This is a genomic window from Allobosea sp. CS1GBMeth4 (assembly GCF_900185715.1).
In the GTDB taxonomy this organism is placed as follows: domain Bacteria; phylum Pseudomonadota; class Alphaproteobacteria; order Rhizobiales; family Beijerinckiaceae; genus Allobosea.
On record NZ_FYAS01000007.1, the window covers coordinates 168,481 to 192,199 of the forward strand.

Annotated in this window: 24 protein-coding genes; 17 read left to right on the forward strand and 7 right to left on the reverse strand. The window is 68.9% G+C overall.

The features are described 5' to 3' along the window. Nucleotides 1-55: 55 nt before the first annotated feature. The gene (ndk, locus tag CS1GBM4_RS04175) at nucleotides 56-478 is read left to right on the forward strand and encodes a nucleoside-diphosphate kinase (protein ID WP_186417425.1); all 423 of its coding nucleotides are present in this window, start codon (nucleotides 56-58) and stop codon (nucleotides 476-478) included. Between the two features lie 154 nt (nucleotides 479-632). Here the strand turns inward: ndk and CS1GBM4_RS04180 are convergent, their stop codons facing one another. Beyond that, nucleotides 633-1,460, reverse strand: a complete 828-nt coding sequence (locus CS1GBM4_RS04180) for a MipA/OmpV family protein (RefSeq protein WP_186417426.1) — start codon at nucleotides 1,458-1,460, stop codon at nucleotides 633-635. 238 nt (nucleotides 1,461-1,698) lie between these two features. On the opposite strand from CS1GBM4_RS04180, the gene CS1GBM4_RS04185 reads away from it, so the two are divergent. Both CS1GBM4_RS04185 and CS1GBM4_RS04190 read left to right on the forward strand, forming a co-directional pair. After that, a complete protein-coding gene (locus CS1GBM4_RS04185) occupies nucleotides 1,699-3,789 on the forward strand; it encodes a molybdopterin oxidoreductase family protein (protein ID WP_186417427.1) in 2,091 nt (696 codons plus the stop codon). A gap of 171 nt (nucleotides 3,790-3,960) precedes the next feature. Beyond that, nucleotides 3,961-4,275 (forward strand): hypothetical protein, encoded by a 315-nt coding sequence (locus tag CS1GBM4_RS04190; RefSeq protein ID WP_186417428.1) that lies wholly within the window; start codon nucleotides 3,961-3,963, stop codon nucleotides 4,273-4,275. Nucleotides 4,276-4,287: 12 nt separating this feature from the next. On the opposite strand, the gene CS1GBM4_RS04195 is transcribed toward CS1GBM4_RS04190, so the two are convergent. Then, complete coding sequence (locus tag CS1GBM4_RS04195) at nucleotides 4,288-4,992, reverse strand: glutathione S-transferase family protein (RefSeq protein WP_244607042.1); 705 nt, start codon at nucleotides 4,990-4,992, stop codon at nucleotides 4,288-4,290. Between the two features lie 134 nt (nucleotides 4,993-5,126). Here CS1GBM4_RS04195 and CS1GBM4_RS04200 point away from each other — a divergent pair, with 134 nt between their 5' ends. The 4 genes from CS1GBM4_RS04200 (at nucleotide 5,127) to CS1GBM4_RS04215 (ending at nucleotide 7,642) form a co-directional block, all read left to right on the forward strand. Next, complete coding sequence (locus CS1GBM4_RS04200; RefSeq protein ID WP_186417430.1) at nucleotides 5,127-5,858, forward strand: YafY family protein; 732 nt, start codon at nucleotides 5,127-5,129, stop codon at nucleotides 5,856-5,858. Nucleotides 5,859-6,028: 170 nt separating this feature from the next. Beyond that, nucleotides 6,029-6,457 (forward strand): MerR family transcriptional regulator, encoded by a 429-nt coding sequence (locus tag CS1GBM4_RS04205; RefSeq protein WP_186417431.1) that lies wholly within the window; start codon nucleotides 6,029-6,031, stop codon nucleotides 6,455-6,457. Beyond that, nucleotides 6,393-6,812 carry a carboxymuconolactone decarboxylase family protein gene (locus CS1GBM4_RS04210; protein WP_186417432.1) on the forward strand — a complete coding sequence of 140 codons (420 nt, stop codon included), beginning with the start codon at nucleotides 6,393-6,395 and terminating at the stop codon, nucleotides 6,810-6,812. Before CS1GBM4_RS04205 ends, CS1GBM4_RS04210 begins: the two co-directional genes overlap by 65 nt. After that, a complete protein-coding gene (locus CS1GBM4_RS04215) occupies nucleotides 6,809-7,642 on the forward strand; it encodes a hypothetical protein (protein ID WP_186417433.1) in 834 nt (277 codons plus the stop codon). Before CS1GBM4_RS04210 ends, CS1GBM4_RS04215 begins: the two co-directional genes overlap by 4 nt. A 100-nt stretch (nucleotides 7,643-7,742) precedes the next feature. On the opposite strand, the gene purN is transcribed toward CS1GBM4_RS04215, so the two are convergent. Both purN and purM read right to left on the reverse strand, forming a co-directional pair. After that, on the reverse strand, nucleotides 7,743-8,366 hold the full coding sequence (gene purN, locus CS1GBM4_RS04220) for a phosphoribosylglycinamide formyltransferase (protein WP_186417434.1): 624 nt from the start codon (nucleotides 8,364-8,366) through the stop codon (nucleotides 7,743-7,745). Then, nucleotides 8,363-9,433, reverse strand: coding sequence for a phosphoribosylformylglycinamidine cyclo-ligase (gene purM / locus CS1GBM4_RS04225; RefSeq protein ID WP_186417435.1), 1,071 nt, complete (start codon nucleotides 9,431-9,433; stop codon nucleotides 8,363-8,365). Before purM ends, purN begins: the two co-directional genes overlap by 4 nt. Nucleotides 9,434-9,629: 196 nt before the next feature. Here purM and CS1GBM4_RS04230 point away from each other — a divergent pair, with 196 nt between their 5' ends. From CS1GBM4_RS04230 to CS1GBM4_RS04240, 3 genes are all read left to right on the forward strand, one after another. Then, on the forward strand, nucleotides 9,630-10,160 hold the full coding sequence (locus CS1GBM4_RS04230) for a CDP-alcohol phosphatidyltransferase family protein (protein ID WP_186417436.1): 531 nt from the start codon (nucleotides 9,630-9,632) through the stop codon (nucleotides 10,158-10,160). A gap of 151 nt (nucleotides 10,161-10,311) precedes the next feature. Then, the gene (locus tag CS1GBM4_RS04235) at nucleotides 10,312-11,406 is read left to right on the forward strand and encodes an AI-2E family transporter (RefSeq protein WP_186417437.1); all 1,095 of its coding nucleotides are present in this window, start codon (nucleotides 10,312-10,314) and stop codon (nucleotides 11,404-11,406) included. Further along, nucleotides 11,393-12,091 (forward strand): hypothetical protein, encoded by a 699-nt coding sequence (locus tag CS1GBM4_RS04240; protein ID WP_186417438.1) that lies wholly within the window; start codon nucleotides 11,393-11,395, stop codon nucleotides 12,089-12,091. Before CS1GBM4_RS04235 ends, CS1GBM4_RS04240 begins: the two co-directional genes overlap by 14 nt. 4 nt (nucleotides 12,092-12,095) lie before the next feature. On the opposite strand, the gene CS1GBM4_RS04245 is transcribed toward CS1GBM4_RS04240, so the two are convergent. After that, on the reverse strand, nucleotides 12,096-13,334 hold the full coding sequence (locus CS1GBM4_RS04245) for an acyl-CoA desaturase (protein ID WP_244607043.1): 1,239 nt from the start codon (nucleotides 13,332-13,334) through the stop codon (nucleotides 12,096-12,098). Between the two features lie 305 nt (nucleotides 13,335-13,639). Between CS1GBM4_RS04245 and CS1GBM4_RS04250 the strand changes: the two genes are divergently transcribed. Beyond that, nucleotides 13,640-15,796 (forward strand): RNA degradosome polyphosphate kinase, encoded by a 2,157-nt coding sequence (locus CS1GBM4_RS04250; RefSeq protein ID WP_244607054.1) that lies wholly within the window; start codon nucleotides 13,640-13,642, stop codon nucleotides 15,794-15,796. Further along, nucleotides 15,732-17,294, forward strand: a complete 1,563-nt coding sequence (gene ppx / locus CS1GBM4_RS04255) for an exopolyphosphatase (RefSeq protein ID WP_186417441.1) — start codon at nucleotides 15,732-15,734, stop codon at nucleotides 17,292-17,294. The genes CS1GBM4_RS04250 and ppx overlap by 65 nt, the downstream gene beginning before the upstream one ends. Before the next feature lie 5 nt (nucleotides 17,295-17,299). On the opposite strand, the gene rnd is transcribed toward ppx, so the two are convergent. Then, nucleotides 17,300-18,439 (reverse strand): ribonuclease D, encoded by a 1,140-nt coding sequence (gene rnd / locus CS1GBM4_RS04260; RefSeq protein WP_186417442.1) that lies wholly within the window; start codon nucleotides 18,437-18,439, stop codon nucleotides 17,300-17,302. Nucleotides 18,440-18,580: 141 nt separating this feature from the next. Here rnd and aspS point away from each other — a divergent pair, with 141 nt between their 5' ends. The 5 genes from aspS to CS1GBM4_RS04285 are packed head-to-tail and all read left to right on the forward strand — an operon-like array spanning nucleotide 18,581 to nucleotide 23,041. Continuing rightward, nucleotides 18,581-20,359 (forward strand): aspartate--tRNA ligase, encoded by a 1,779-nt coding sequence (aspS, locus tag CS1GBM4_RS04265; protein WP_186417574.1) that lies wholly within the window; start codon nucleotides 18,581-18,583, stop codon nucleotides 20,357-20,359. Nucleotides 20,360-20,365: 6 nt separating this feature from the next. Next, entirely contained in the window at nucleotides 20,366-20,740 is a 375-nt protein-coding gene (locus CS1GBM4_RS04270) for a hypothetical protein (RefSeq protein WP_186417443.1), read from the forward strand. Nucleotides 20,741-20,746: 6 nt separating this feature from the next. Beyond that, nucleotides 20,747-21,046: a hypothetical protein gene (locus CS1GBM4_RS04275; protein ID WP_186417444.1), complete on the forward strand. Its 300-nt coding sequence runs from the start codon at nucleotides 20,747-20,749 to the stop codon at nucleotides 21,044-21,046. Between the two features lie 43 nt (nucleotides 21,047-21,089). Then, a complete protein-coding gene (locus CS1GBM4_RS04280) occupies nucleotides 21,090-21,986 on the forward strand; it encodes a glycosyltransferase family 2 protein (RefSeq protein ID WP_186417445.1) in 897 nt (298 codons plus the stop codon). After that, nucleotides 21,983-23,041 carry an acyltransferase gene (locus CS1GBM4_RS04285; protein ID WP_186417446.1) on the forward strand — a complete coding sequence of 353 codons (1,059 nt, stop codon included), beginning with the start codon at nucleotides 21,983-21,985 and terminating at the stop codon, nucleotides 23,039-23,041. Before CS1GBM4_RS04280 ends, CS1GBM4_RS04285 begins: the two co-directional genes overlap by 4 nt. Here the strand turns inward: CS1GBM4_RS04285 and CS1GBM4_RS24510 are convergent. Beyond that, nucleotides 23,013-23,624, reverse strand: coding sequence for a CatB-related O-acetyltransferase (locus tag CS1GBM4_RS24510; protein ID WP_280177674.1), 612 nt, complete (start codon nucleotides 23,622-23,624; stop codon nucleotides 23,013-23,015). The two genes, CS1GBM4_RS04285 and CS1GBM4_RS24510, sit on opposite strands and share 29 nt — an antisense overlap. Nucleotides 23,625-23,719 lie beyond the last annotated feature (95 nt).

Below are 23,719 nucleotides of genomic sequence, written 5' to 3' on the forward strand. Positions count from 1 at the left end.
GAGGGCGCCGCTATAAGCGCGCCGCATTCCCGATTTTCCCGCAAGGATGATAACGATGGCTGTCCAGCGTACCTTCTCCATTCTCAAGCCCGACGCGACGAAGCGCAATCTCACCGGCGCGGTCAACGCGGTCATCGAGAAGGCCGGCCTGCGCATCGTCGCGCAGAAGCGCATCCAGATGACCAGGGGCCAGGCCGAGACCTTCTATGCCGTCCACAAGGAGCGGCCCTTCTTCGGTGAACTCGTCGAGTTCATGACCTCCGGGCCGGTCGTCGTGCAGGTCCTCGAGGGCGAGGACGCGATCGCCAGGTATCGCGAGGTGATGGGCGCGACCAACCCGGCCAATGCCGCCGACGGCACGATCCGCAAGCTCTTCGCCCAGTCGGTCGGCGAGAACACCGTGCATGGCTCGGATGCGCCGGAGACCGCCGCGATCGAGATCGCGCAGTTCTTCGCGGGCAACGAGATCGTCGGCTGAGCCGGCGATCCGTTCCGGAAACAGGAAGGGCGGGTCCGCTGGACCCGCCCTTTTTCGTTGTGCTCCGTCATTGCGAGGATTGGAGCGACGAAGCGATCCAGGAGGGCGGAGAGCACGATCCTGGATTGCTTTGTCGTGCTCAATGACGGGGAGGTCAGAAGCCGAGATCGAAGGCGTAGCTGGCCGAGACGCCGACCGTGAACGTGTCGCGGTCGCCGAAGGCCCTGACGATCGGCGCCTTGGCGGCGTCGCCGACCAGATGCCGGTACTCGACATAGGCCGTCGTCTGGAATTTGTCGGACCAGTTGTAGGTCGCCTGGGCGACAGCCCCGACCGAATGAACGCCGGCATTGTAGCGCTGCAGCAGGCCGCCATTCCCGGCGTTGGCGCTGCCGAAATAGGTGCGGATATAGTCGGCGCCGACGATCGTCATGCGCGGGCCGATGCCGAGCGACCAGGCGCCGATGCGCTGGAAGACGTCGACCTTGGCTTCCGCCACCATCGCGTCATGCGCGACGACGCCGCGGCGCAGGTCGATGCGGGTGCGCAGCCAGGAGGTCGGATAGAACTCGACGAAGGCGCCGGCCTCGGCGCCGAACTTGACGTCGGGCACGCCCATCGCGACCAGGGCCGGGTTCGTGCTGGCCTTGCGCTCCCAGAGCAGGTTGCCGGAGAAGCCGACGCGCCAGGCCTTGCCCGAGAAGAAGCCGATGCTGATGGCGTCGTCCTCCGAGGTCCACCAGGTGCTCTTGGTGCCGCGCGCCAGCGAGACGATCGGGCGCGGGCGGAAGACGTAATCGTTCGAGCCGGCATAGTCGGGCTGGTAGCGCAGGCCGGCGCCGAGCGTCAGGTGCCAGTTCTGCACCGGCTCGGGCGAGGTGTACTGCGCATATTGGGACGACTGTGCCCGGGCCGGGGTGCCCGGCACTGCGAGGGACAGACAGACGGCCGCCAGACCGGCCAGGAACGCAACGCAACGCATCGTCAGAACTCCGGCGCGAAGGCGCCTTGGGCTACTCGGGTGCGTGCAAGCTGAATCATTAATCTTAACCCGGAGTTGACGAGCGGCCCGCCTCTGGCATTGCTGCTCTTTTGGGCTGCTCTCTTGGTTTGGCCGGTCGGCCGAATCCCTCCACCGGAGGCAGGCAGCTTCCCCGGCGCAGCCGGGCAATGCAACCGCCCGGCTTCCGCCGATCCTGGACCTGTTCTAGGAAGGGCGCATGACAGAGCTTCCCCGCATCGCGCGCCTGCCCTCGGTCTGCCCGCATGACTGCCCCTCGGCCTGTTCGCTCGAGGTCGAGGTCATCGACGGCAAGACGATCGGCCGTGTCCGTGGCAACAAGCGCCAGAGCTACACCGACGGCGTGATCTGCGCGAAGGTGGCCCGTTACGCCGAGCGCATCCATCATCCCGACCGGCTGCTGCACCCGCTGCGGCGGGCCGGGCCGAAAGGCTCGGGCGCCTTCGAGCGCATCTCCTGGGACGAGGCGCTGGGCGAGATCGCCGAGCGCTTCCTCGCGATCGAGGCCGAGCACGGCAGCGAGGCGATCTGGCCCTATTACTACGCCGGCACCATGGGGCTGGTGATGCGCGACGGCATCAACCGCCTGCGCCATGCCAAGCGCTATTCCGGCCAGTTCTCGACGATCTGCACCACCACGGCCTGGACCGGCTTCATCGCGGGCACGGGCCGGCTCGCGGGGCCCGACCCGCGCGAGATGGCGAAGTCGGACTGCATCGTGATCTGGGGCACCAACCCGGTGCACACCCAGGTCAACGTCATGCATCACGCGGTCAAGGCGCGGAAGGAACGCGGCGCCAGGATCGTCGCCATCGACATCTACCGCAACGCCACGCTCGACCAGGCGGATCTTCCGCTGGTGCTGAAGCCCGGCACGGACGGCGCGCTCGCCTGCGCCGTCATGCACGTGCTCTTCCGCGACGGCCATGCCGACCGCGACTATCTCGCCCGCTTCGCCGATGCCCCGGAGGAGCTCGAGGCGCATCTGGCGACCCGGACGCCGGAATGGGCGGCGGCGATCACCGGCCTTTCCGTCGCCGAGATCGAGGAATTCGCCAGGCTCGTCGGGACGCGCAAGAGGAGCTTCTTCCGGCTCGGCTACGGCTTCGCGCGCCAGCGCAATGGCGCGGTCAACATCCACGCCGCCGCCTGCGTGCCGACCGTGACCGGCGCCTGGCAGTATGAGGGCGGCGGCGCCTTCCATTCCAACAGCGGCATCTACAAATGGCGCAAGGGGCTGATCGAAGGCCTCGACAAGGTCGACCGCGGCGTGCGGCAGCTCGACCAGTCGCAGATCGGCCGTGTCCTGACCGGCGATGCGCAGGCGCTGCGGCAGGGCGGCCCGGTCAAGGCGCTGTTCATCCAGAACACCAACCCCGTCACCGTCGCGCCCGAGCAGGAGCTGGTGAAGCGCGGCTTCGCCCGCGAGGATCTCTTCACCGTCGTGCACGAGCAGTTCATGACCGAGACCGCGCGGATGGCCGACATCGTGCTGCCGGCGACGCAGTTCATGGAACATGACGACCTCTACCAGGGCGGCGGCCACCAGCACATCATGTGGGGCGGCAAGCTCGTCGAGCCGCCGGGCGAGTGCCGCTCGAACCATGAGGTGATCTGCGCCTTGGCGCAGCGCCTCGGCGCCGCGCATCGCGGCTTCGGCATGAGCCCGCGGGAGATCGTCGACTGGACCTTGCAGGAGACCGGCCGCGGCACGCTCGACGAGCTGATCGCCAATGATTTCATCGATATACAGCCGGATTTCGAGACGGCGCATTATCTGAACGGCTTCGGCTGGCCGGGCGGAAAATTCCGCTTCAAGCCGGACTGGACCAAGGTCCCCAACAGCAATGCCGGCCTGGTCGGCCCGCATCGGGACCTGCCGGTGCTGCCGGATCACTGGGGCGCGATCGAGGAGGCCGATGCCGAGCATCCGTTCCGGCTCGCCACCAGCCCGGCGCGCAACTTCCTCAACTCGAGCTTCACCGAGACCCCGACCGCCCGCAAGAAGGAAGGGGCGCCGACGCTGATGCTGCATCCCGAGGATGCGGCCGCGCTCGGCATCGCCGCGGGGGACCCCGTTCTCGTCGGGAACCGCCGCGGCACGGTCGAGCTCGACGCGGTGCTGTTCGAGGGGCTGGTGCGCGGCGTCGTCATCGCCGAATCGATCTGGCCGAACGGCGCCCATCGCGGCGGGCGTGGCATCAACACCCTCACCGGCGCGGATTCGCCGGCGCCCTATGGCGGCGCGGCCTTCCACGACAACAAGGTCTGGATTCGCAAGGCGGTGTGACCTTTGCGTCATTGCTTTTTCGCCGGGCCTGTGGACCATCCGCGCCCGGCGGCGGCATGGCCTGAGAGAGGGGGGATTCGGGAGTCCCCCCGGGCTTCGCCGCGGAAACGGGCGAAGCGAACGATGACGAAGCGGCGGGTTGGTGCGGTCTTTTGGGCCGCGGGAATGTCTTTGCTGGTTTCCGCAGGCGCGGTTCTGGCCGCCGGCAGCACCAGCACGCTGCCGCCGCCGGACCCGACGGCGAAGAATCTCACCCCCTACATGATCCAGCTGCGCGCCTTCGACGCCTGCCTGATCACCCAGTCTCGGCTGATGAACACGACCCGCGAGGCGGTGCACTCGCCGTGCAGCTGCTACGCCAAGGGCACGGTCAACGCCATGACCAAGGACGAGATCCAGGCCTTCCGCGACACCGGCTACTTCAACGATTCGGCCCGCGAGAAGGGCTACGAATTCATCGACCGCTGCAAGCTGAAGCGGCCTTGATGCGCCGGCGGCTCACGCCGCCTGGTCCTTGAGATAGCGCTCGCCCATGCGCCCGGCGTAAGCCACGAGGTTGCCGTGCTCGCGCAGCGCGTCGCTGACCGGCGAATCGAAGATCTCGCACAGGCCGGAGACCAGGAAGGCTCCCACCGTCGCGTCGCCGCCGCAGGGAGCTGCCCCGCCGAGATAGGGCTTGTCGCCGAGGATGGCGTCGAGCGCGTCGAGGTCCCGGCGCGCCAGCTCCAGCCGTTCCGCATCGTTGTGCCGGCCCACGCCCTGGCCGCGCAGGTCGCGGCGGACCTGTCGCTTGACCATGGCGACCATCAGCGGCCGCAGGGGCGCCGGCACGGCGTCGAAGAAGCGGCGTGGTCCGCGGTCGAAATTGGCGGCGTCGAGCCAGCGCTCCTGCACCACCAGCCAGTAGAGGTGGTCCTCGACCATCTTCTCGACGGCCCAGGCGACGCCGCGCTGCTCGGCGGACAGGCCCTCGTCGAAATCGATCCCGTATCCTTGCTCCAGATGCATGCGGATGAAGCTGCTGTCGGGGATGAGCCGGTCGCCGTCGCGCAGCACCGGCAGTTTGCCCTTCGGCGCCTTCAGCAGGTTGCCTCGCACCCGGCGGTAGGGCAGGCCCGACATCTCCATCAGGATGATCGCCTTGATGCAGAAGGGGCTGGGGTCCGGCAGGCCGAAGCCCCGCCCGAATACATGCAGCTCCATCATGGCTTCCCCCCTCGATCCTGGTCGCGCGGACGCGGCACGCCCCGTGCCTGCTGCCACGCTCCTGACTTTTTATGTCAGGACGTTTGCGGCAAGATCATCCTAAGCCATCTTCATTAAGCGGAACCAACGCCATGCAGCGCGCTGAACGCTTGCTCGACCTGATCCAGGGGCTGCGCCGCCGCCGCCGTCCCGTCACCGCCGAGACGCTCGCCTCCGAGCTCGACGTCTCCGTTCGCACCGTCTATCGCGACATCGCCGCCCTGCTGCGCCAGGGCGTCCCCGTGCGCGGCGAGGCCGGCATCGGCTATGTCCTGGACGCCGGCTTCGATCTGCCGCCGCTGATGTTCTCGCCCGACGAGATCGAGGCGGTGCTCGTCGGCATGCGCTGGCTTTCCGAGCGCGCCGACCCGACCCTGGCGCGCGCCGCCGAGGACGTCGTCGCCAAGGTCGCGGCCGTGCTGCCGCCGCATCTGCGCCCGATCCTGCTCGACGGCGCGCTGTTCGCCCCGGCCTATTGCAAGGATGCGATCGTCGACCAGGTCGACGCCGCCGCCATCCGGGCCGCCATCCGCACTGGGCGCAAGCTCGAGATCACCTATCGCGACGAGGCGAGCAACGAATCGCAGCGCGTGATCTGGCCGATCGGCATGACCTTCTTCGATCGCGTCCGCGTCGTCATCGCCTGGTGCGAGCTCCGGCAGGCCTTCCGCCATTTCCGGACCGATCGCATCGCCGTGCTGCTCGCCCGCGAGGAGCGCTATCCGGCCCGTCGCGCCGACCTGTTCCGGCGCTGGCAGAAGGAGGAGCAGGAGGCGGCCGCGCGGCGCGCGATGGAGCAGCGGACGCCGGCGACGGTGCAGTAGCGGGACGTGGCCGCCATCACCAAGGGCCATGGCCGAACCGTCGCATGCGGAGCTGTTGGCTCGCAGGTCCGCGCGCCTCAGCCGGCTTTCGCGCGGTCGATTCTCGCCTGTTGACTTAGAGTGCGCTCCAGCACCTAGCCTCCCATGCGCCGTGGCGAGAGAAGGCGCTCATGAAGATCGGTCAACTGGCGAGGCGGTCAGGACTGTCGGCTCACACCATTCGCTATTACGAGCGGATCGGGCTGCTTCCGCGCGCCGACAGGGATCGATCGGGCCAGCGTGACTATGACGCATCGATCCTGTCCTGGATCGAATTCCTCGATCGTCTGAAGACGACGGGGATGCCGATCCGGGACATGCTGCGCTATGCGGCCCTGCGGGAACGCGGCGCCGACACGGAGGCGGAGCGCTGCACGCTGCTCGAACAGCATCGCGAGCGCGTCCGAGCCCATGTGGCGGAGCTGCAAGCCTGTCTTCTCGTCCTCGACACGAAGATCGCCGGCTACGCCGGCGCGGAGCAGAGGACGAAGGACCATGACGCAGCACGATCGCAAAGACGGCGAGACTCGGCTCGAACGGGGCAGGCGGGCCCTCGCTGAGATCGATGGCGAGGCCGGCGCCAATGTCGTGGCGGCTCTGGCGGATATCGCGCCGGATTTCGCACGCTACATCTTCGAATTTCCGTTCGGCGACATCTACAGCCGTCCCGGCCTCGATCTGCGCGCCCGCGAGATCGCGACCATCGCCGCGCTGACGGCGATGGGGACTGCGACCCCGCAATTGAAGGTGCATATCGAGGCGGGCCTGAATGTCGGGCTGACGCGGGAGGAGATCACAGAGACGATCATCCAGATGGCCGTCTATGCCGGCTTCCCGGCGGCCCTGAACGGCCTGTTCGCGGCCAAGGAGGTGTTCGCCGCACGGCCCTCCGGCCGAGAGGAGCAAGCGGCATGACCGGGCAGCTTCGCCCTCTCGTCGTCGCCACTGCGCTCGCTTTCGCGGTGACAGCCATATTCCCGGCTCTATCGCCCGCCGCCTACGCAAACCCGGCCGCGCCGGAGAGGCTGTGGACGGGCTTCAGCTCCCCGGTCGGGATGGCTTTCGATGCCGACGGACATCTGTTCGTCGCGGAATGGGGGGCGGGACAGGTCTCGCGCATCGACCTCGCCGGCAAACGCGCCATTTTCGCCGATGGACTTGCCGGCCCGTCGGGATTGGCGGTCGGCCCGGATGGCGCGATCTACGTCGCGTCCTATTCCCTCGACGAAGTCTATCGCTTTACCCGGACCGGCGAGCGTCGGGTGCATGTGACCGGCCTCGCCACGCCGGCAGGGTTGAGCTTCGACAGAGCCGGCCGGCTGTTGATCGCCAACCGTCGCACCAACCAGATCCTGGCCGCCGACGACACAGGCCGGTTGGAGCCGGTCATCGAGGGCTTGCGGACGCCCGTCGCTGCTGTCCAGACCCCGGATGGCGGCTATGTCGTCTCCAATATCGGCGGTGGCGTCACGATCCTGCGTCCGGACGGTGCGCGGATCGAGGCCGGCGGCGCGTTCGCCACCCCCGGCCCAGGCGTGGCGGTCACGAAGGACGGCCGTGTCTTCGTGGTCGATTATGGCGGGACGACCGTGCGGGAAATCCTGCCGGATGGGCGATCCCGTGCGGTCGCGGAGGGATTGCGGAGCCCGGTCGGCCTCGTGGTCGCACCGGACGGCGCGTCGCTCCTGACCGCGACATGGGGCGACGGAGCGATCTATCGGATTCCGATGTCCGGCCAAAGGTAGCGGGCGCTCGCCGCGCCGGCTCGGCCGCCGACATGTCCCGGCCGTCGGCCCGGTAGGGAAGCGGAGCGCGAGGGGCGCGGCAGCGCGCCAATCCCGGCCTTTAGGCGCCGACCGCCGCTCCGTTCTCCAGCCGGGCGGCACCCGAGGCCACCAGCGCCAGCGCTTGCGGGTAGATCCTGTGCTCCTGTTCGAGCACGCGCGCCGACAGGCTCGCCTCATCGTCGCCGGGCAGGACAGGGACCCTGGCCTGCAGGATGGTCGGGCCGGCATCGAGCTCGGGCACGACGAAATGCACCGTGCAGCCATGCTCGGCGACGCCGGCTTCGAGCGCACGGGCGTGGGTATGCGTGCCGCGGAAATCGGGCAGCAGCGAGGGGTGGATATTGATCAGCCGGCCTTGCCAGCGCGTCACGAACCAGGGCGTCAGCACCCGCATGAAGCCGGCGAGCGCGACGAGCTCGATCCCGTGAGCACGCAGGGCCTCGTCGAGCGCCCGCTCGAAGCCTTCGCGATCCTTTCCGAAGGGCCGGTGGTCGACGCACACCGCCGCGATGCCGGCCGAGCGGGCGCGCTCCAGCCCGCCGGCATCGGGCAGGTTGGCCGCGACCAGCGCGATCTCGGCCGGAAAATCGGCAGCCCTGGCCGCCTCGATCAGCGCGACCATGTTGGAGCCGCGCCCGGAGATCAGGATGGCGGTCCGCACCCGCCCCGCCGCGGTGCTCACAGGGCGAGCTTCCCGCGATAGGTGACGGCCTCGTCGGCGCCGCGCGCCGTGACCTCGCCCAGCCGCACCGGCGTCTGGCCGGCCTCGGTCAGCGCCTTCATGACGGCATCCGCCTGCGCCGCCTCGGCCACCACGATCATGCCGACGCCGCAGTTGAAGGTGCGCAGCATTTCGCGCTCGGCGACGCCGCCGACCTTGGCGAGCCAGCCGAACACTGGCGGAACGGCGATCGCCGGCAGCTCGATCGCGACACCGAGATCGTCCGGCAGAACGCGCGGGATGTTGTCGGGGAAGCCGCCCCCGGTGATGTGGGCGAGGGCCTTGATGCCGGGCGCCGCCTTCAGCGCCTGCAGCAGCGGCTTCACATAGATCCGGGTCGGCTCCAGCAGCGCCTCGGCCAATGTCCTGTCCGGCGCGAACGGGGCGGGGGCCTCCCAGGCGAGGCCCGACAGGGCGACGATGCGGCGGACCAGCGAATAGCCGTTCGAGTGCACGCCGGAGGAGGGCAGGCCGAGAACGACGTCGCCGGCGACCACGTCGGCGCGCGGCAGCAAGCTGCCGCGCTCGGCCGCGCCGACGGCGAAGCCGGCGAGATCGTAGTCGTTGCCGGCATACATGCCCGGCATCTCGGCCGTCTCGCCGCCGATCAGGGCGCAGCCGGCCTGGCGGCAACCCTCCGCGATGCCGCGGACGATCTCGACGCCGGCCTTCGGGTCGAGCTTGCCGGTGGCGTAGTAGTCGAGGAAGAGCAGCGGCTCGGCGCCCTGGACGACGAGGTCGTTGACGCACATGGCGACGAGGTCGATGCCGATGGTGGCGTGGCGGCCGCTCTCGATCGCGATCTTGACTTTGGTGCCGACGCCGTCATTGGCCGCGACCAGGATCGGGTCGCTGAAGCCGGCGGCCTTCAGGTCGAACAGCCCGCCGAAGCCGCCGATCTCGGCGTCGGCGCCGGGACGCCGCGTCGAGCGCACCAGCGGCTTGATCGCGTCGACCATCGCATTGCCGGCGTCGATGTCGACGCCCGCCTGCGCATAGGTCAGCCCGTTGGCGCCCGGTTTGGTCATCGGCTTCGCTTCTCTGCACCAGAACTGTGAGATGGATTCACCGATCGGGTCAATTCGGCCCGATCGGATCCGGCTCCTGCTGCGCGAGCGAATAGGCAAGGGCAGGGCTGCGGGCAAGCCCCTCCGCGAAAGCGTTTCGCAGTTCTCCCGCCCATGTTCTACCCTGAGGCGCGATTCCGCCGGCGGGTCTCTTTCGATGACGCTTCCGAACCTGATCACCATCGCCCGGCTGATCCTGGTGCCGCTGGTGATCGTCATGATCGTCAACGCCCGCTGGGATGCGGCCTTCGTCCTCTTCGTCGCGGCCGGCGTCTCCGACGCGATCGACGGTTTCATCGCCAGGCGCTTCGACATGAGGAGCGAGCTCGGCGCCTATCTCGACCCCGTCGCCGACAAGGCGCTGATCGTCTCGCTCTACATCACGCTCGCCATCGTCGGCATCATCCCGGTCTGGCTGGTGATCGTCGTCGTGTCCCGCGACCTGATGATCATCACCGCGGTGATCCTGTCTTGGCTGATGGCGAAGCCGGTCACGATCGCGCCGATCGTCGTCAGCAAGCTCAACACCGCCGCGCAGATCGTCTTCGCCGCGCTGGTGCTCGGCGCGAAATCCTTCGGGATCGAGGTCGGCGCCGCGATGCCGGCGGCCCAGATCGTCGTCGCGGCCTTGACGCTCGCCTCCATGGGCGCCTACCTCGCCCTCTGGCTGCGGCATATGGCGAGCTGAGCCGGCAGCTTGGATGCTGCGGGGCGGATCACCCGGGGTCAGCGGCGCAGCGAGCCCGGCTCTGGACGATGCCGCATTCGGAACGACATCGTCACGAATGCAGATACGCGATCGTTTGTAATAGTTTAGAGCATGCTCTAGAGGCGGGCCCATGAGTCTTCAGCGTCAACTGCTCTTCTGGGTGCTCGCTCTGGCCGCGCTGGTGCTGGCGTTGATGCTGTTCCGGGACGTGCTCCTGCCGTTCATCGCTGCCCTGGCGCTGGCCTATCTGCTCGATCCGCTGGCTGACCGGCTGGAACGCTGGGGGTTCAGCCGGCTGACTGCCACGATCGCCATCCTCTGCCTGTTCCTGCTCATCTTCATCGCCGGGCTGGTGCTGCTCGCCCCGCTGCTCAGCCAGCAGCTCGCCGGGCTGGTCGCGCGCCTGCCGGGCGACGCCGCCAAGCTGCAGGCGCTGATCATGGAGCGCGGCGCGCCGCTGCTCGAACGCTTCGGCGGTGCCAAGCTCGCCCAGGACGCGCAGAGCTCGCTCGGCAATCTCGTCGGCGAAGCGACCAATTGGGTCGGCAAGCTGCTGGGGTCGCTCTGGTCGGGCGGCACGGCGATCGTCGGAGTGTTCTCGCTGCTGGTGCTGACCCCCGTGATCGCCTTCTACCTGCTCGCCGACTGGGACCGCATGGTCGCGACCGTCGACGGTTGGCTGCCGCTCGATCATCGCGACACGATCCGCGCGCTGCTGCGCGAGATGGACACTGCCATCGCCGGCTTCCTGCGCGGCCAGGCGCTGGTCTGCCTCCTGCTCGGCCTGTTCTATGCGGTCGGTCTGTCCCTGGTTGGCGTCAATTTCGGCGCGCTGATCGGCATCATCAGCGGCTTTCTCTCCTTCGTCCCCTATGTCGGCTCGCTGACCGGGCTCGTGCTCTCGGTCGGCGTGGCGACCGTGCAGTTCTGGCCGGACTGGACGATGCCTCTGTTGACGCTCGCCGTCTTCGCCGTCGGCCAGTTCATCGAAGGCAACATCCTGCAGCCCAAGCTCGTCGGCGATTCGATCGGCGTGCACCCGGTCTGGCTGATGTTCGCGCTGCTCGCCTTCGGTTCGCTCTTCGGCTTCGTCGGCCTGCTGCTGGCGGTGCCCCTGGCGGCCATCATCGGGGTCCTCGCGCGTTTCGCGCTGCGGCAATATCTCGCCAGCCCGTATTATCGCGGCCATGGCGGTCCGCTCGCCGACGACCATGCCGAACCGTGAGTCCTTCGTGAAGCCGCGCCAGCTCGCCTTCGATCTGCCGGTCGACAGCCGGCACGGTGTCGAGGACTTCCTGGTCGGCCCCTCCAACGAGCAGGCCTATGGCCTGATCGAGAGCTGGCCGAACTGGCCGTCCGCCTGGCTGCGCCTCGTTGGTCCGGAGGGGGCGGGCAAGACCCATCTCGCCGCGATCTGGGCGGCCAGGGCGCACGCCTGGACGGTTCGGGCCGCCGAGATCGACGAGGCGAAGGTGCCGCATCTGGCCTCCGGCGGCGCGCTGGTGATCGAGGATTGCGACCGCGCCCCGCTCGACGAACCTGCGCTGTTCCATCTCCTCAACGCCACCAGGGCGCGCGGCGCCTCCGTCCTGCTGACGGCGCGGACCGAGCCGGGACAATGGGGGTTGAAGGTGCCGGACCTGCTCTCGCGCCTGCGCCTGGCGCCGCAGGCCGAGATCGCGCCTCCTGACGACGCGCTGCTGCGCGCGCTGCTGGTCAAGCTCTTCGTCGACCGTCAGCTCATCGTCGATACCGGCACGATCGAGACCCTGGCGCTGCGGATGGAGCGGTCCTTCGCCGCGGCGCGCGACCTCGTCGACGCGCTCGACCGGCTTTCGCTCGAGCGCGGCCGGCGCGTCACCCGCGCCATGGCCAACGAGGTGGTCGCCTCGCTCTTCCCGGAGGAGTGAGGCTTCAGGCCTTCGCCGCAGCCGCCCCGGTCAGGCGGGCATGGACCGTCTCGATCAGCAGCTCGTGCGCCCGCGCCGCGATCGCGTCGAGCGACGGCGTCCTGACGAACATGGCGGCGGCCTTTTCGGCCAGCTCCTCGCGGCTCGGCAGCACCGGCATGTGCCAGTGGGCGATCGCGTCCTGGGCCTGCACCTGCACGGCCTGCAGCCGCTCGCCGGCGCGGACCTGCATCGCGGCCAGCGCCTCGCGGAACTCGGGCAATGTCAGCGTCGGCAGATGCAGTTCGGGCAGATGCAGCGCCGGCAGGCCGGGAGCGCTCGCATAGGCGTCGCGGAAGGCCAGGACGATGCGCTCGACCGGCACGGAGGCGGCGAGCCGTTCGGCCGAGCGCTCGATCACGCGCGGCGGCAGCGCCTGCGAGCGGTCGACCACCGCCTGCGGCGGCGCCTTCAGGTCCCAGACCAGACGCAGCTTCGACAGGCCGAGGATGAGGTAGTAGGTCGGATCCCACTGCCACCAGCGGAAGCCCTGGCGGACGCTGTACTGATAGGCGTGGTGGTTGTTGTGCCAGCCTTCGCCCATGGTGATGATCGCCAGCCACCAGTTGTTCCGGCTCTCGTCGCCGGTGACGTAGTCCTTGTCGCCGTGCACATGCGCCAGCGAGTTGATGCAGAAGGTGGCGTGATAGACGGCGACCGTCGACCAGAAGAAGCCGACGAACAGCCCGCTCCAGCCGTCGACGGCAAAGCAGAGCAGCGCCAGCGCGGCGGCCGGCAGCAGTTCGAAGCGATGCAGGAAGCTCAGTTCCGGGAAGCGCGTCAGGTCGGCGACGGTCGAGCTGTCGCAGACCTCATGGCCGCGGCTGAAGATCCAGCCGACATGGGAATAGGCGAAGGAATTCTGCACCGGCGAATGCACGTCGTGCTCGGTGTCGGAGAAGCGGTGGTGATGCCGGTGCTTCGAGGCCCACCAGATCACGCTCTTCTGCGCCGTCGACTGGGCGAGGACGGCGAGCACGAACTGGCCGATCCGGCTGGTCTTGTAGGAGCGGTGCGAGAAGTAGCGGTGGTAGCCCGCGGTCACCGCGAACATGCGCAGCCAGTACAGGCCGAAGGCGAGCCAGAGCGCGGTCGTGCTGACGCCGCTCCAGAGCGCGCCCAGGCAGGCGAGATGCACCAGCACGAACGGAATGGCCGCGGGGTAGACGATGTCGCCGTGATCGGCGTGCTGCTGCTCTGACAAGGTCGTTCTCTGGACTGCGTCTGAAGGCATGCGGGATTCGCATGCCGACCAAACATCAGCGGCAGGGCCGGCGCAAGCGTCGCCGACGTCGATCCAATGTGACGTTTGGCCTCGCTTGTCATCGAAATGTCGCGCTAGGGTGGCTTCAAGACCAAGGCGGCCGGACGGCTGCGGACATGACGATACAGAGCAGAGTTGCAGGACCGGCAGTGGCACGAGCGGCGTCGACAGCGAGAGCGAAGCGAATGACCCAGGATGTGGCGGAAGCGCCGGCCCCGAAGACGGTGGCTCCGGCGCCGGCGAATATGACCCTTCATGTCGACGAGGAGCTCCGGCAATCGCCCAAACGCTTCATGAACCGGGAGCTGTCCTGGCTTCAGTTCAACCGGCGGGTGATGGAGGAGGCCTCGAACCGGAACCATCCGCTGCTCGAGCAGCTGCGCTTCCTCTCGATTTCGGCGAACAATCTCGACGAGTTCTTCATGGTGCGCGTCTCCGGCCTGCGCGAGCAGCTCAAGGCCGGCGTGGTGACGCCGAGCCAGGACGGGCTGAGCCCGGCCGAGCAGCTCGCGGCACTCGGCGAGGCCGTCTCGGCGCTGACCCGCGACCAGCAGATCCGCTGGACCGAGCTCAAGCAGGATCTGGAGGCGGAGCGGATCCACCTGCTGCGGCCGGCCGATATCGGCGCGCAGGACCGCATCTGGCTCGAGGACCGCTTCCTGCATTACGTCTTCCCGGTGCTGACGCCGCTGGCGATCGACCCGGCTCATCCCTTTCCGTTCATCCCCAATCTCGGCTTCACCATCGCGCTGGCGCTGGAGCGGGTCGGCGACGGCCGGGCCCTCGACGCGCTGATCCGCGTCCCGGTGAAGATGGACCGCTTCATCGAATTGCCCGATCTCGCCCGCGAGGGCGTCCAGCGCTTCATCATGCTGGAGGACCTGGTCGCGCTCTTCATCGGCAAGCTCTTCCCGGGCTACGAGGTCAAGGGCACCGGATCGTTCCGCATCATCCGCGACTCCGATCTCGACATCGAGGAGGAGGCGGAGGACCTGGTCCGCGTCTTCGAGACCATGCTGAAGCAGCGCCGCCGCGGCGTTGTCATCCGGCTCGAACTCCACGCCGACATGCCGGCGCATCTGCGCGACCTGATCGTGCGCGAGCTCAAGGTCGATCCCGACGAGGTCGTGATCGTCGACGGCATGATCGGCCTCAACGAGCTCTCTCAGCTCGTCGGGGTCGACCGGCCGGATCTCAAGTTCAAGCCCTACAACGCCCGCTTCCCGGAGCGCATCCGCGAGCATGGCGGCGACTGCTTCGCCGCCATCCGCCAGAAGGACCTGATCGTCCACCATCCCTATGAGAGCTTCGACGTCGTCGTGCAGTTCCTGCAGCAGGCGGCGCGCGACCCCAATGTCGTCGCGATCAAGCAGACGCTCTACCGCACCTCCTCGAACTCGCCGATCGTCCAGGCGCTTGCGGAAGCGGCCGAGGCCGGCAAGTCGGTGACCGCGCTGGTCGAGCTCAAGGCCCGCTTCGACGAGGAGGCCAACATCCGCTGGGCCAAGGATCTGGAGCGCGCCGGCGTCCAGGTCGTCTACGGCTTCATCGAGCTCAAGACCCACGCCAAGCTCTCGATGGTGGTACGCCGCGAGGCCGGGCAGTTCGTGACCTATTGCCATATCGCCACCGGCAACTACCACCCGATCACGGCGCGCATCTACACCGACGTCTCCTTCTTCACCGCCGACCCGGTGATGGCGCAGGACGTCGCCCGCATCTTCAACTTCATCACCGGCTATGCCGAGCCGGCCGAGCTGGAGCGCATGGCGGTCTCGCCGGTGAACCTGAAGAAGCGCTTGCTCGCCGACATCGCCGAGGAGGTCGCGCATGTGAAGGCAGGCCGGATCGGCGCGATCTGGGGCAAGTGCAACTCGCTGGTCGATCCCGAGATCATCGACGCGCTCTACGATGCCAGCCAGGCCGGCGTGCAGATCGACTTCGTGGTGCGCGGCATCTGCTGCCTCCGGCCGGGCGTGCCGGGCCTCTCCGACAATATCCGCGTCAAGTCGATCGTCGGGCGTTTCCTGGAGCATACCCGCGTCTACGCCTTCGGCGCCGGCTACGGCCTGCCTTCCGCCAAGGCCAAGGCCTACATCTCCTCGGCCGATCTGATGCCGCGCAATCTCGACCGCCGGGTCGAGGCGCTGACGCCGATCCAGAACGCCACGGTCCACCAGCAGCTGCTCGAGCAGATCATGCTGGCGAACTTTCTCGACAACGAACAGAGCTGGACCATCTTGCCCGATGGCGGCTCGCGACGCATTGTCCCGCCGTCGGCCGAAGAGTCGTTCAACGCCCATAATTACTTCATGACGAATCCGAGCCTGTCTGGTCGTGGAAAATCTCTCTCGAGCTCGAGTCCGCGCAGCCTCGCCCGCCGCACCGGCAAGAAGGTCTGAGCAGGCGTCGGGCCGGCTGAGCGTCGGCGACACGGTCGCGATCATCGACATCGGCTCGAATTCCGTCCGCCTCGTCGTCTACGAGAGCCTGTCGCGGGCTCCCGCGCAGGTCTTCAACGAGAAGGAGATGGCGGGGCTCGGCCGACAGGTCGCCTCGACCGGAATGCTGGCGCAGGACGCGATCCAGAAGGCGCTCTCGGCGCTGGTGCGCTTCCGCATCCTGTGCGAGGCGATGCATGTCGGGCAGCTCAGGGTCATTGCCACGGCGGCGGCCCGCTACGCCTCGAACGGTCCCGACTTCATCGCGCGCGCCGAGGCCGCCGTCGGCCGGCCGATCGAGCTGATCTCCGGCGACCGCGAGGCCTATCTCTCCGCCCTCGGCGTGATCTCCGGCTTCGACCAGCCGCATGGCGTCGTCGGCGACCTCGGCGGCGGCTCCCTCGAACTGATTTCCGTCGATGGCGACCGGGTCGGGGAGGGGATCAGCCTGCCGCTCGGCGGCCTCGCGCTGATCGACCGCTCGAAGAATTCGATGAAGGCGGCGGAGAAGATCGTCCGCGACGATCTCGACCATCACCCGCAGCTCGCCGCCATGCGGGGACGCGACTTCTACGCCGTCGGCGGCACCTGGCGCGCGCTCGCCACGCTGCATCAGCACCAATCGGGCTACCCGCTCAACGTCATGCACGGCTACACCGTGCCGGCCCGCGAGGCGAGCGACTTCGTCCGCCTGGTCGAGCGGGCCGATGCCTCGATGCTGGAAGCGATCGAGGCGATCTCCTCTGCCCGGCGCCCGCTGCTCGCCTATGGAGCGCTGGTGCTCGACCAGATCATCAAGCGCGGCCGGCCCCGCAATGTCGTGATCTCCGCGAACGGCGTGCGCGAGGGCCTGCTGCACGAGCAGCTCGATCCGGGCGAGCGCTCGGCCGATGCGCTCCTGCGCGGCGCCGAGGACTACAACCAGCTGCGCGCCCGCGATCCGCGCCACGCCGACGATCTCGTCGCCTGGACCGACAGGCTCGTCGCCAGTGCCTATCCGCACGACGACCCGGCGTTGCAGCGCCTGCAGCGTGCCGCCTGCCTGCTCTCCGATATCGGCTGGCGCGCCCATCCCGACTATCGCGGCGAGCAGACGCTCAACGTCATCGCCCACGCGTCCTTCAGCGGCGTCGACCATGCCGGCCGCGCCTTCCTGGCGCTGACGGCGTTCTATCGCTATGCCGGCCTGAAGGCCTCGGCGCCGGCGGCGGAGGGTTTGCGGCGATTGCTGGCGACGCGCACGCTCGAGCGTGTCCACATCCTCGCTGCGGCGTTCCGGGTCGCCTATCTGGTCTCGGCCGGCATGCCCGGCATCCTGCCGCGCGCGCCGCTCGCCTGCGTCGACAGCCGGCTCGTCCTGCGCCTGCCCGACGACATGAAATCGCTGGCGAGCGAGCGCGTCACGGGGCGGCTGAAGCAGCTCGCCAAGCTGCTCGGCCGCGAGGTCGACATCCGGTAGGGCGCTCAGCCCACGGTGACCCGCCCGCGCACGATCCTGAGCGCCAGCGAACCGTTCTTCAGCGCCAGGGCCTTTTCGCCGAAGAGCTCGCGGCGCCAGCCCTTGAGGGCCGGCACGTCGGCCTCGTCATTGGCGGCGATCTCCTCGAGATCGTCGCTGGAGGCGATGATCTTCGGCGCGACGCGCTCGGCGTCGGCAGTCGCCTTGAGCAGCACCTTGAGCAGGTCGAGCACGGCGCCGTTGCCGGGGCGCCCGCGCTCGCGCTCGATCCGGGGCAGGCTGCGCGGGTCGAGCGCCAGGGCGCGCTCGACCGCGGCCAGGACCTCGCCGCCCGCGCGCGAGCGCTCGAAGCCGTTCGGCACCGAACGCAGCTCGCCGAGCGCCTCGGCCGAGCGTGGCGCGCGCTGGACGATGTCCATCAGCGCGTCGTCCTTGAGCACCCGCTGGCGCGGCACGTCGCGCTGCTGCGCCTCGCGCTCGCGCCAGGCGGCGAGCTCCATCAGCACCGCCAGCTCCTTCGGCTTGCGCAGGCGCCCCTTGAGCCGCTGCCAGGCGTTCTCCGGCTTGACCTCGTAGGTCGCGGGCGAGTTCAGCACCGCCATCTCCTCGGCGACCCAGCTCGCGCGGCCGCTCCGCTCGAGGTCGGCCTTCAGAGCCAGGTAGATATCGCGCAGATGGGTGACGTCGGATTCGGCATAGACCAGCTGCGCCTCGCTGAGCGGGCGGCGCGACCAGTCGGTGAAGCGCGAGGACTTGTCGATGCGCGCCTTGGCGAGATCGTTCACCAGCTGCTCGTAGCCGACCGAATCGCCGAAGCCGCAGACCATCGCCGCGACCTGGGTGTCGAACAGCGGCGTCGGCAGGATGCGGCCCAGCATCCAGACGATCTCGAGATCCTGCCGCGCGGCATGGAAGACCTTGACCACGTTCTGGTCGCCCATCAGCGCCATGAACGGGGCGATGTCGAGTCCCTCGGCCAGCGGGTCGACCATCACGGCCTCGTCGGGAGAGGCGATCTGGATCAGGCAGAGCTTCGGGTAATAGGTCGTCTCGCGCAGGAACTCGGTGTCGACGGTGACGAAGGGATGCGCGGCGAGGCGGGAGCAGGTGGCGGCCAGCTCTTCGGTCGTGGTGATCAGGTCCATGAGGCGCGCTCTTAGCAGATGAACGAGCGCCATGTCGCGGGTGTTCTTGACAAGCAAGCCCTGCGCGTGTGGTTACGGCGCGACATCGCCTGCGTGCCCGACCGCGGCCGCATCGACGCCCGGAAAGCTGGACCCGTGACCTTGCATCGCTACCGTTCCCACACCTGCGGCGCGCTCCGCGAGAGCGACATCGGCGCCTCCGTGCGCCTCTCCGGCTGGTGCCATCGCATCCGCGACCATGGCGGCGTGCTGTTCATCGACCTGCGCGATCATTACGGCCTGACCCAGGTCGTGGTCGACCCGGATTCGCCCGCTTTCGCCGATGCCGAGAAGGCCCGCTCGGAATGGGTCATCCGCATCGACGGCAAGGTGAAGCCGCGCCTCGCCGGCACGGAGAACGCCAACCTCGCCACCGGCGCGGTCGAAGTCTTCGCCACCGCGCTGGAGGTGCTGGGCCCGGCGGCGGAGCTGCCGCTGCCGGTGTTCGGTGATCTCGAATATCCCGAGGACACCCGCCTCAAATATCGCTTCCTCGACCTGCGCCGCGACAAGCTGCACAGCAACATCATGCTGCGCACCAAGGTGATCGACTCGCTGCGCCAGCGCATGAAGGCGTCCGGCTTCTCCGAATTCCAGACGCCGATCCTGACGGCGTCCTCGCCCGAGGGCGCGCGCGACTTCCTGGTGCCGAGCCGCCTGCATCCGGGCAAGTTCTACGCCCTGCCGCAGGCGCCGCAGCAGTACAAGCAGCTCCTGATGATGGCGGGCTTCGACCGCTATTTCCAGATCGCGCCCTGCTTCCGCGACGAGGATCCGCGCGCCGACCGGCTGCCGGGCGAGTTCTACCAGCTCGACGTCGAGATGAGCTTCGTCGAGCAGGAGGACGTCTTCGCCACCATGGAGCCGGTGATCGCCGGCGTGTTCGAGGAGTTCGCCGGCGAGCGCAAGGTCGCGCGCGACTGGCCGCGCATCCCCTATGCGGAGGCGCTTCGCAAATACGGGTCCGACAAGCCGGACCTGCGCAATCCTCTCATCATGCAGGACGTCTCCGAGCATTTCCGCGGCTCGGGCTTCAAGGTCTTCGCGCGCATCCTCGAGGGCGAGAAGAACCGCGTCTGGGCGATCCCCGCCCCCGGCGGCGGCTCGCGCGCCTTCTGCGACCGGATGAATTCCTGGGCGCAGGGCGAGGGCCAGCCGGGGCTGGGCTATCTCATGGTCAAGGAAGGCGGCGAGGGGCAGGGGCCGATCGCCAACAATATCGGGCCCGAACGGGTCGCGGCGATCGTCGCCCAGATGGGCCTGAAGGCGGGCGATGCCTGCTTCTTCGCCGCAGGCGATCCCGACAAGTTCTACAAGTTCGCCGGCAGCGCCCGCAACAAGGTCGGCTCCGAGCTCGGGCTGATCGACGAGAACGCCTTCGCCTTCGCCTGGATCGTCGATTTCCCGATGTTCGAGTGGAACGAGGACGAGAAGAAGGTCGACTTCTCGCACAACCCGTTCTCGATGCCCCAGGGCGGCCTGAAGTCGCTGACCGAGGAGGATCCGCTCGCGATCAAGGCCTTCCAGTACGACATCGCCTGCAACGGCTACGAGCTCGCCTCCGGCGGCATCCGCAACCACCGCCCCGAGGCGATGGTGAAGGCCTTCGAGATCGCGGGTTACGGCGAGGAGACGGTGATCGAGCGCTTCGGCGGCATGTATCGCGCCTTCCAGTACGGCGCCCCGCCGCATGGCGGCATGGCCGCCGGCGTCGACCGCATCATCATGCTGCTCGCCGGGGCGACCAATCTGCGCGAGGTCGCGCTGTTCCCGATGAACCAGCAGGCCGTCGATCTCCTGATGGGCGCGCCCGCCCCGGCGACGCCGAAGCAGCTGCGCGAGGCGCATCTGCGCGTCAACCTGCCCGAGAAGGACGGCTGAGCCGCCATGACCCTGCCTGTCGCCGCGCGGCGCGCCGTGCTGGCCTTGCTCGCGCCCGCCCTGTCGGCCTGCGTCGCCAATACCCCGCAATCGACCTCCAGCGTCGCGCATGCCAGCCTGCTCGCCGGCATCGTCTCACGCGCCGCGGTCTGCAAGGCGGGCTATGCGCGGACGGGGACGCTCGACAGCTTCCTGCAGGCCGAACGCGAGCGCGGCGCGACTCAGGAGCAGCTCGCCGCCGCGCGTTCGGCCTATGTCTCGATCTCCGAAGCCGAGACGATCAATCAGGGCGTGCGCCCGGAGCCCTGCACGGCCGAGGAGCGGACGAAGCTGCGCGGCCAGATGAGCAGCGTCCGCGCCGGCCGCTTCGACGGCCTCTGATCGGTCATGAGCGCGCCCAGGCCCTGCCTCGCCGCGCTCGCGGCCCTGAGCCTTGCCGGTTGCGTCGCAGCGGGGCCGGTTCCGGGCACGCCGGAGTTCACGGCCGCGCAAGTGTCGCGCGCCTATGATTGCGGGCTGAAGGTCGACCGCGGCGGCATCATCGCGCGGCTGCCGGCCGGCCAGCGCAGCCGCTTCGTCGCGGCCAATGCGAGCTACGCGGTGCAGTCCTACAGGGCGCCCCGCCGCTGCGAGGCCCCCGAGCGCGAGAGGCTCCGGCACGAGCTGCCGCTCGCGGCCCGGCGCTGATCGCCTCTTGCCTCGCGCCGCTCATCCCGCGCAGATGCAGGTCATGAGCTTTTCCGCCGCCGACGTCACCGCCATCGTCGTCAGTTTCGACAGCGCCGAGGTGCTGCCGCACTGCCTCACCGCGCTGGCGGGCGAGGGGGTGAAGGCGATTGTCGTCGACAATGCCAGCGGCGACGCCTCGGCCGAGATCGCGGCGCGGCATGGCGCGACCGTCCTGCGTAACGCGCGCAATGAAGGCTATGGCCGCGCCAACAACCGCGGCGCAGGCGCGGCGACGACGCCCTTCATCCTGATCGTCAATCCCGATCTAGAAGTGCAGCCGGGCGCGGTCTCGGCGCTGCTCGCGGCGGCCGAGGCCTATCCCGACGCGGCCGCCTTCGCGCCGCGCCTCGTCGAGCCGTCCGGCCGCGTCTTCCTGCAGCCGCGCTCGCTGCTTTCGCCGCCCCATCTCAACCGGGCTGCCCGGATCGTTCTGCCGGAGGGCGACGCCTGCCTGCCCTTCCTGTCGGGAGCCTGCCTGCTGCTGCGCCGCGAGGTCTTTCTCGCCCTCGGCGGCTTCGATCCGGCGATCTTCCTGTTCTACGAGGACGACGATCTCTGCCGGCGCCTGCGCGAGGCGGGCCATGCGCTGGTCCATGTCGACGGCGCCAGCGCGCGGCATGGCCGCGGCCGCTCCAGCGCGCCGTCGCCGCAGCGCCGCTTCATCGCGCGCTGGCACCTCGCCTGGTCGGAATACCACGTCACCCGGAAATGGGGCCTGCCCGCGCCGGGCATCGGCAAGATCCTCGAAAATGCCGCCAAGGCAATCGGTTATGGGCTGATCTTGAATCGGGACAAGATGTATGCGCATGCCGGTTCGGTCGCCGGGGCGCTCGCAGCCCGCGCCGGCCACAGCGCGCTCGCGCGGCAAAGCTTGAACGAGGCGGAGGTCATCGCGTGACGGGCTTCCTGCGTGCCGCCAGCGCCGCCGACGGGCTGAGCCTCCCCCACAACCATTTCGGCCTGCTGCGCCTGGTGCTGGCGCTGGCCGTCGTGGTCTCGCATGCGCTCAGCGTCACCACCGGCCGGGTCGAGGACGAGCTGCTGGCGCACTCGACCGGTTTCACGCTCGGCGAGCATGCGGTCAACGGCTTCTTCGCCATCTCCGGCTTCCTGGTGACGATGAGCTATCGGCAGCGCGGCTGGCGCGACTATGTCGTTGCCCGCACCTTGCGCATCGCGCCGGGGCTGATCGCGGCGACGCTGGTCGTCTCGCTGCTGCTCGGCAGCGCGCTGACGAAGCTCGACTTGCGGGCTTATCTGTCCGACCCGCAGCTCTGGCGCTTCATCGGCGCCACGCTGACCAGCTTCAAGAGCTCGGCGCCACTGCCTGGCGTCTTCGCGGACAACCCGCTGACCTTCCCGATGGGGACGGTCTGGACATTGAAATACGAGACGCTCTGCTATCTCGGCGTGCTCGTCGCCGGTCTGGCCGGGCTGCTGGCGCATCGCCGGGTCGTGCTCGGCCTCTGGGCGGCGCTGGTCGTCGCGACGGTCCTGCGCGAAATCCTCACTCCGGGCGGGCCCAAGGGCGTCGAGACGGCGCTGCGCCTGCCGCTGATCTTCCTGACCGGGGGGCTGGTCTATCTCTGGCGCGAAAAGGTGCCGCTGTCGCTGCCGGGCCTGGCCGTCGCGCTCGTCGTCGTGACCCTGTCCCAGGCGACGCCGGCCTACAAGGCCTTGCTCTATCTCGTCAGCGCCTGGGGCGTGCTCGTGCTGGCCCTGGCTCCGCCTCTGGCCCGCTGGCGCAGCGAGCCGCCGGCAGACTTGTCCTATGGCGTCTATCTCTATGGGTGGCCGGTGCAGCAGGCTTTCGTCGCGCTGTTTCCGACCGTCGGGGCGCTGACCCTGTTCGCGCCCTCGCTCGTCGTGACGCTGCTCGTCGCCGCGCTGTCCTGGTATCTCGTCGAGAAACCGGCGCTCGGGCTCAAGCGCCGGCTGCTGAAGCCTGCCTGACGGCCGCCGCCAGCTCGTCGATGCGGCCGGACATCAGCAGCGGCAGGAGGCGCGAAACCGCTTCCGGCGGCAGTGCCCACCAGCGGCTCGCCAGCAGCGCCTCGATCTGCGGCTCGGGCAGGCGCAGCCGCACGAGTTTCGCAGGGTTGCCGGCGACGATCGCATAGGGCGGCACGTCGCGGGTCACCACGGCGCGGGCCGCGACCACGGCGCCATGGCCGATCGTCACGCCGGAGAGGATCATCGCCTGCGAGCCGAGCCAGACGTCATGGCCGATCATGACGTCGCCGCGCGTCGCGTCATGGCCGCCCATGCCGGCCGCCGCCGGCCATAAGTTCGGCAGGGCGGGGAAGGGGTAGGTCGTCGCCCAGTCGGTGCGGTGGTTGCCGCCGAGCAGGATCTCGACGCCGTCGGCGATCGAGCCGTAGCGTCCGATCGACAGCCGCGCCCCGCTCTCGGGAAAGCGGACCTTGGGCCGGCCATAGGTGAACGCCCCGACCGCGATCTGCCCCGGGCGGCACGCCAGGAGCTTCGCCAGATGCACGCGCGTCTGGTTGTCCGGGTTGATCCAGCGCCGCAGGATGCTGCGCGGGCCGGCGGGCAGGCCGGCCCACCAGATCGCGAGCGCTCCCGGGTGCCAATCGGCGTCCGGGCTCGGGAGGTCGGCGACGCTCAAGC

What these genes read in the sequence shown, in the direction of transcription:
- ndk (WP_186417425.1), top strand. Translation starts at nt 56, where the DNA reads ATGGCTGTCCAGCGTACCTTCTCCATTCTCAAGCCCGACGCGACGAAG.
- CS1GBM4_RS04180 (WP_186417426.1), bottom strand. Translation starts at nt 1,460, where the DNA reads ATGCGTTGCGTTGCGTTCCTGGCCGGTCTGGCGGCCGTCTGTCTGTCC.
- CS1GBM4_RS04185 (WP_186417427.1), top strand. Translation starts at nt 1,699, where the DNA reads ATGACAGAGCTTCCCCGCATCGCGCGCCTGCCCTCGGTCTGCCCGCAT.
- CS1GBM4_RS04195 (WP_244607042.1), bottom strand. Translation starts at nt 4,992, where the DNA reads ATGGAGCTGCATGTATTCGGGCGGGGCTTCGGCCTGCCGGACCCCAGC.
- CS1GBM4_RS04200 (WP_186417430.1), top strand. Translation starts at nt 5,127, where the DNA reads ATGCAGCGCGCTGAACGCTTGCTCGACCTGATCCAGGGGCTGCGCCGC.
- CS1GBM4_RS04205 (WP_186417431.1), top strand. Translation starts at nt 6,029, where the DNA reads ATGAAGATCGGTCAACTGGCGAGGCGGTCAGGACTGTCGGCTCACACC.
- CS1GBM4_RS04210 (WP_186417432.1), top strand. Translation starts at nt 6,393, where the DNA reads ATGACGCAGCACGATCGCAAAGACGGCGAGACTCGGCTCGAACGGGGC.
- CS1GBM4_RS04215 (WP_186417433.1), top strand. Translation starts at nt 6,809, where the DNA reads ATGACCGGGCAGCTTCGCCCTCTCGTCGTCGCCACTGCGCTCGCTTTC.
- purM (WP_186417435.1), bottom strand. Translation starts at nt 9,433, where the DNA reads ATGACCAAACCGGGCGCCAACGGGCTGACCTATGCGCAGGCGGGCGTC.
- CS1GBM4_RS04230 (WP_186417436.1), top strand. Translation starts at nt 9,630, where the DNA reads ATGACGCTTCCGAACCTGATCACCATCGCCCGGCTGATCCTGGTGCCG.
- CS1GBM4_RS04235 (WP_186417437.1), top strand. Translation starts at nt 10,312, where the DNA reads ATGAGTCTTCAGCGTCAACTGCTCTTCTGGGTGCTCGCTCTGGCCGCG.
- CS1GBM4_RS04240 (WP_186417438.1), top strand. Translation starts at nt 11,393, where the DNA reads ATGCCGAACCGTGAGTCCTTCGTGAAGCCGCGCCAGCTCGCCTTCGAT.
- CS1GBM4_RS04250 (WP_244607054.1), top strand. Translation starts at nt 13,640, where the DNA reads ATGACCCTTCATGTCGACGAGGAGCTCCGGCAATCGCCCAAACGCTTC.
- rnd (WP_186417442.1), bottom strand. Translation starts at nt 18,439, where the DNA reads ATGGACCTGATCACCACGACCGAAGAGCTGGCCGCCACCTGCTCCCGC.
- CS1GBM4_RS04270 (WP_186417443.1), top strand. Translation starts at nt 20,366, where the DNA reads ATGACCCTGCCTGTCGCCGCGCGGCGCGCCGTGCTGGCCTTGCTCGCG.
- CS1GBM4_RS04275 (WP_186417444.1), top strand. Translation starts at nt 20,747, where the DNA reads ATGAGCGCGCCCAGGCCCTGCCTCGCCGCGCTCGCGGCCCTGAGCCTT.
- CS1GBM4_RS04280 (WP_186417445.1), top strand. Translation starts at nt 21,090, where the DNA reads ATGAGCTTTTCCGCCGCCGACGTCACCGCCATCGTCGTCAGTTTCGAC.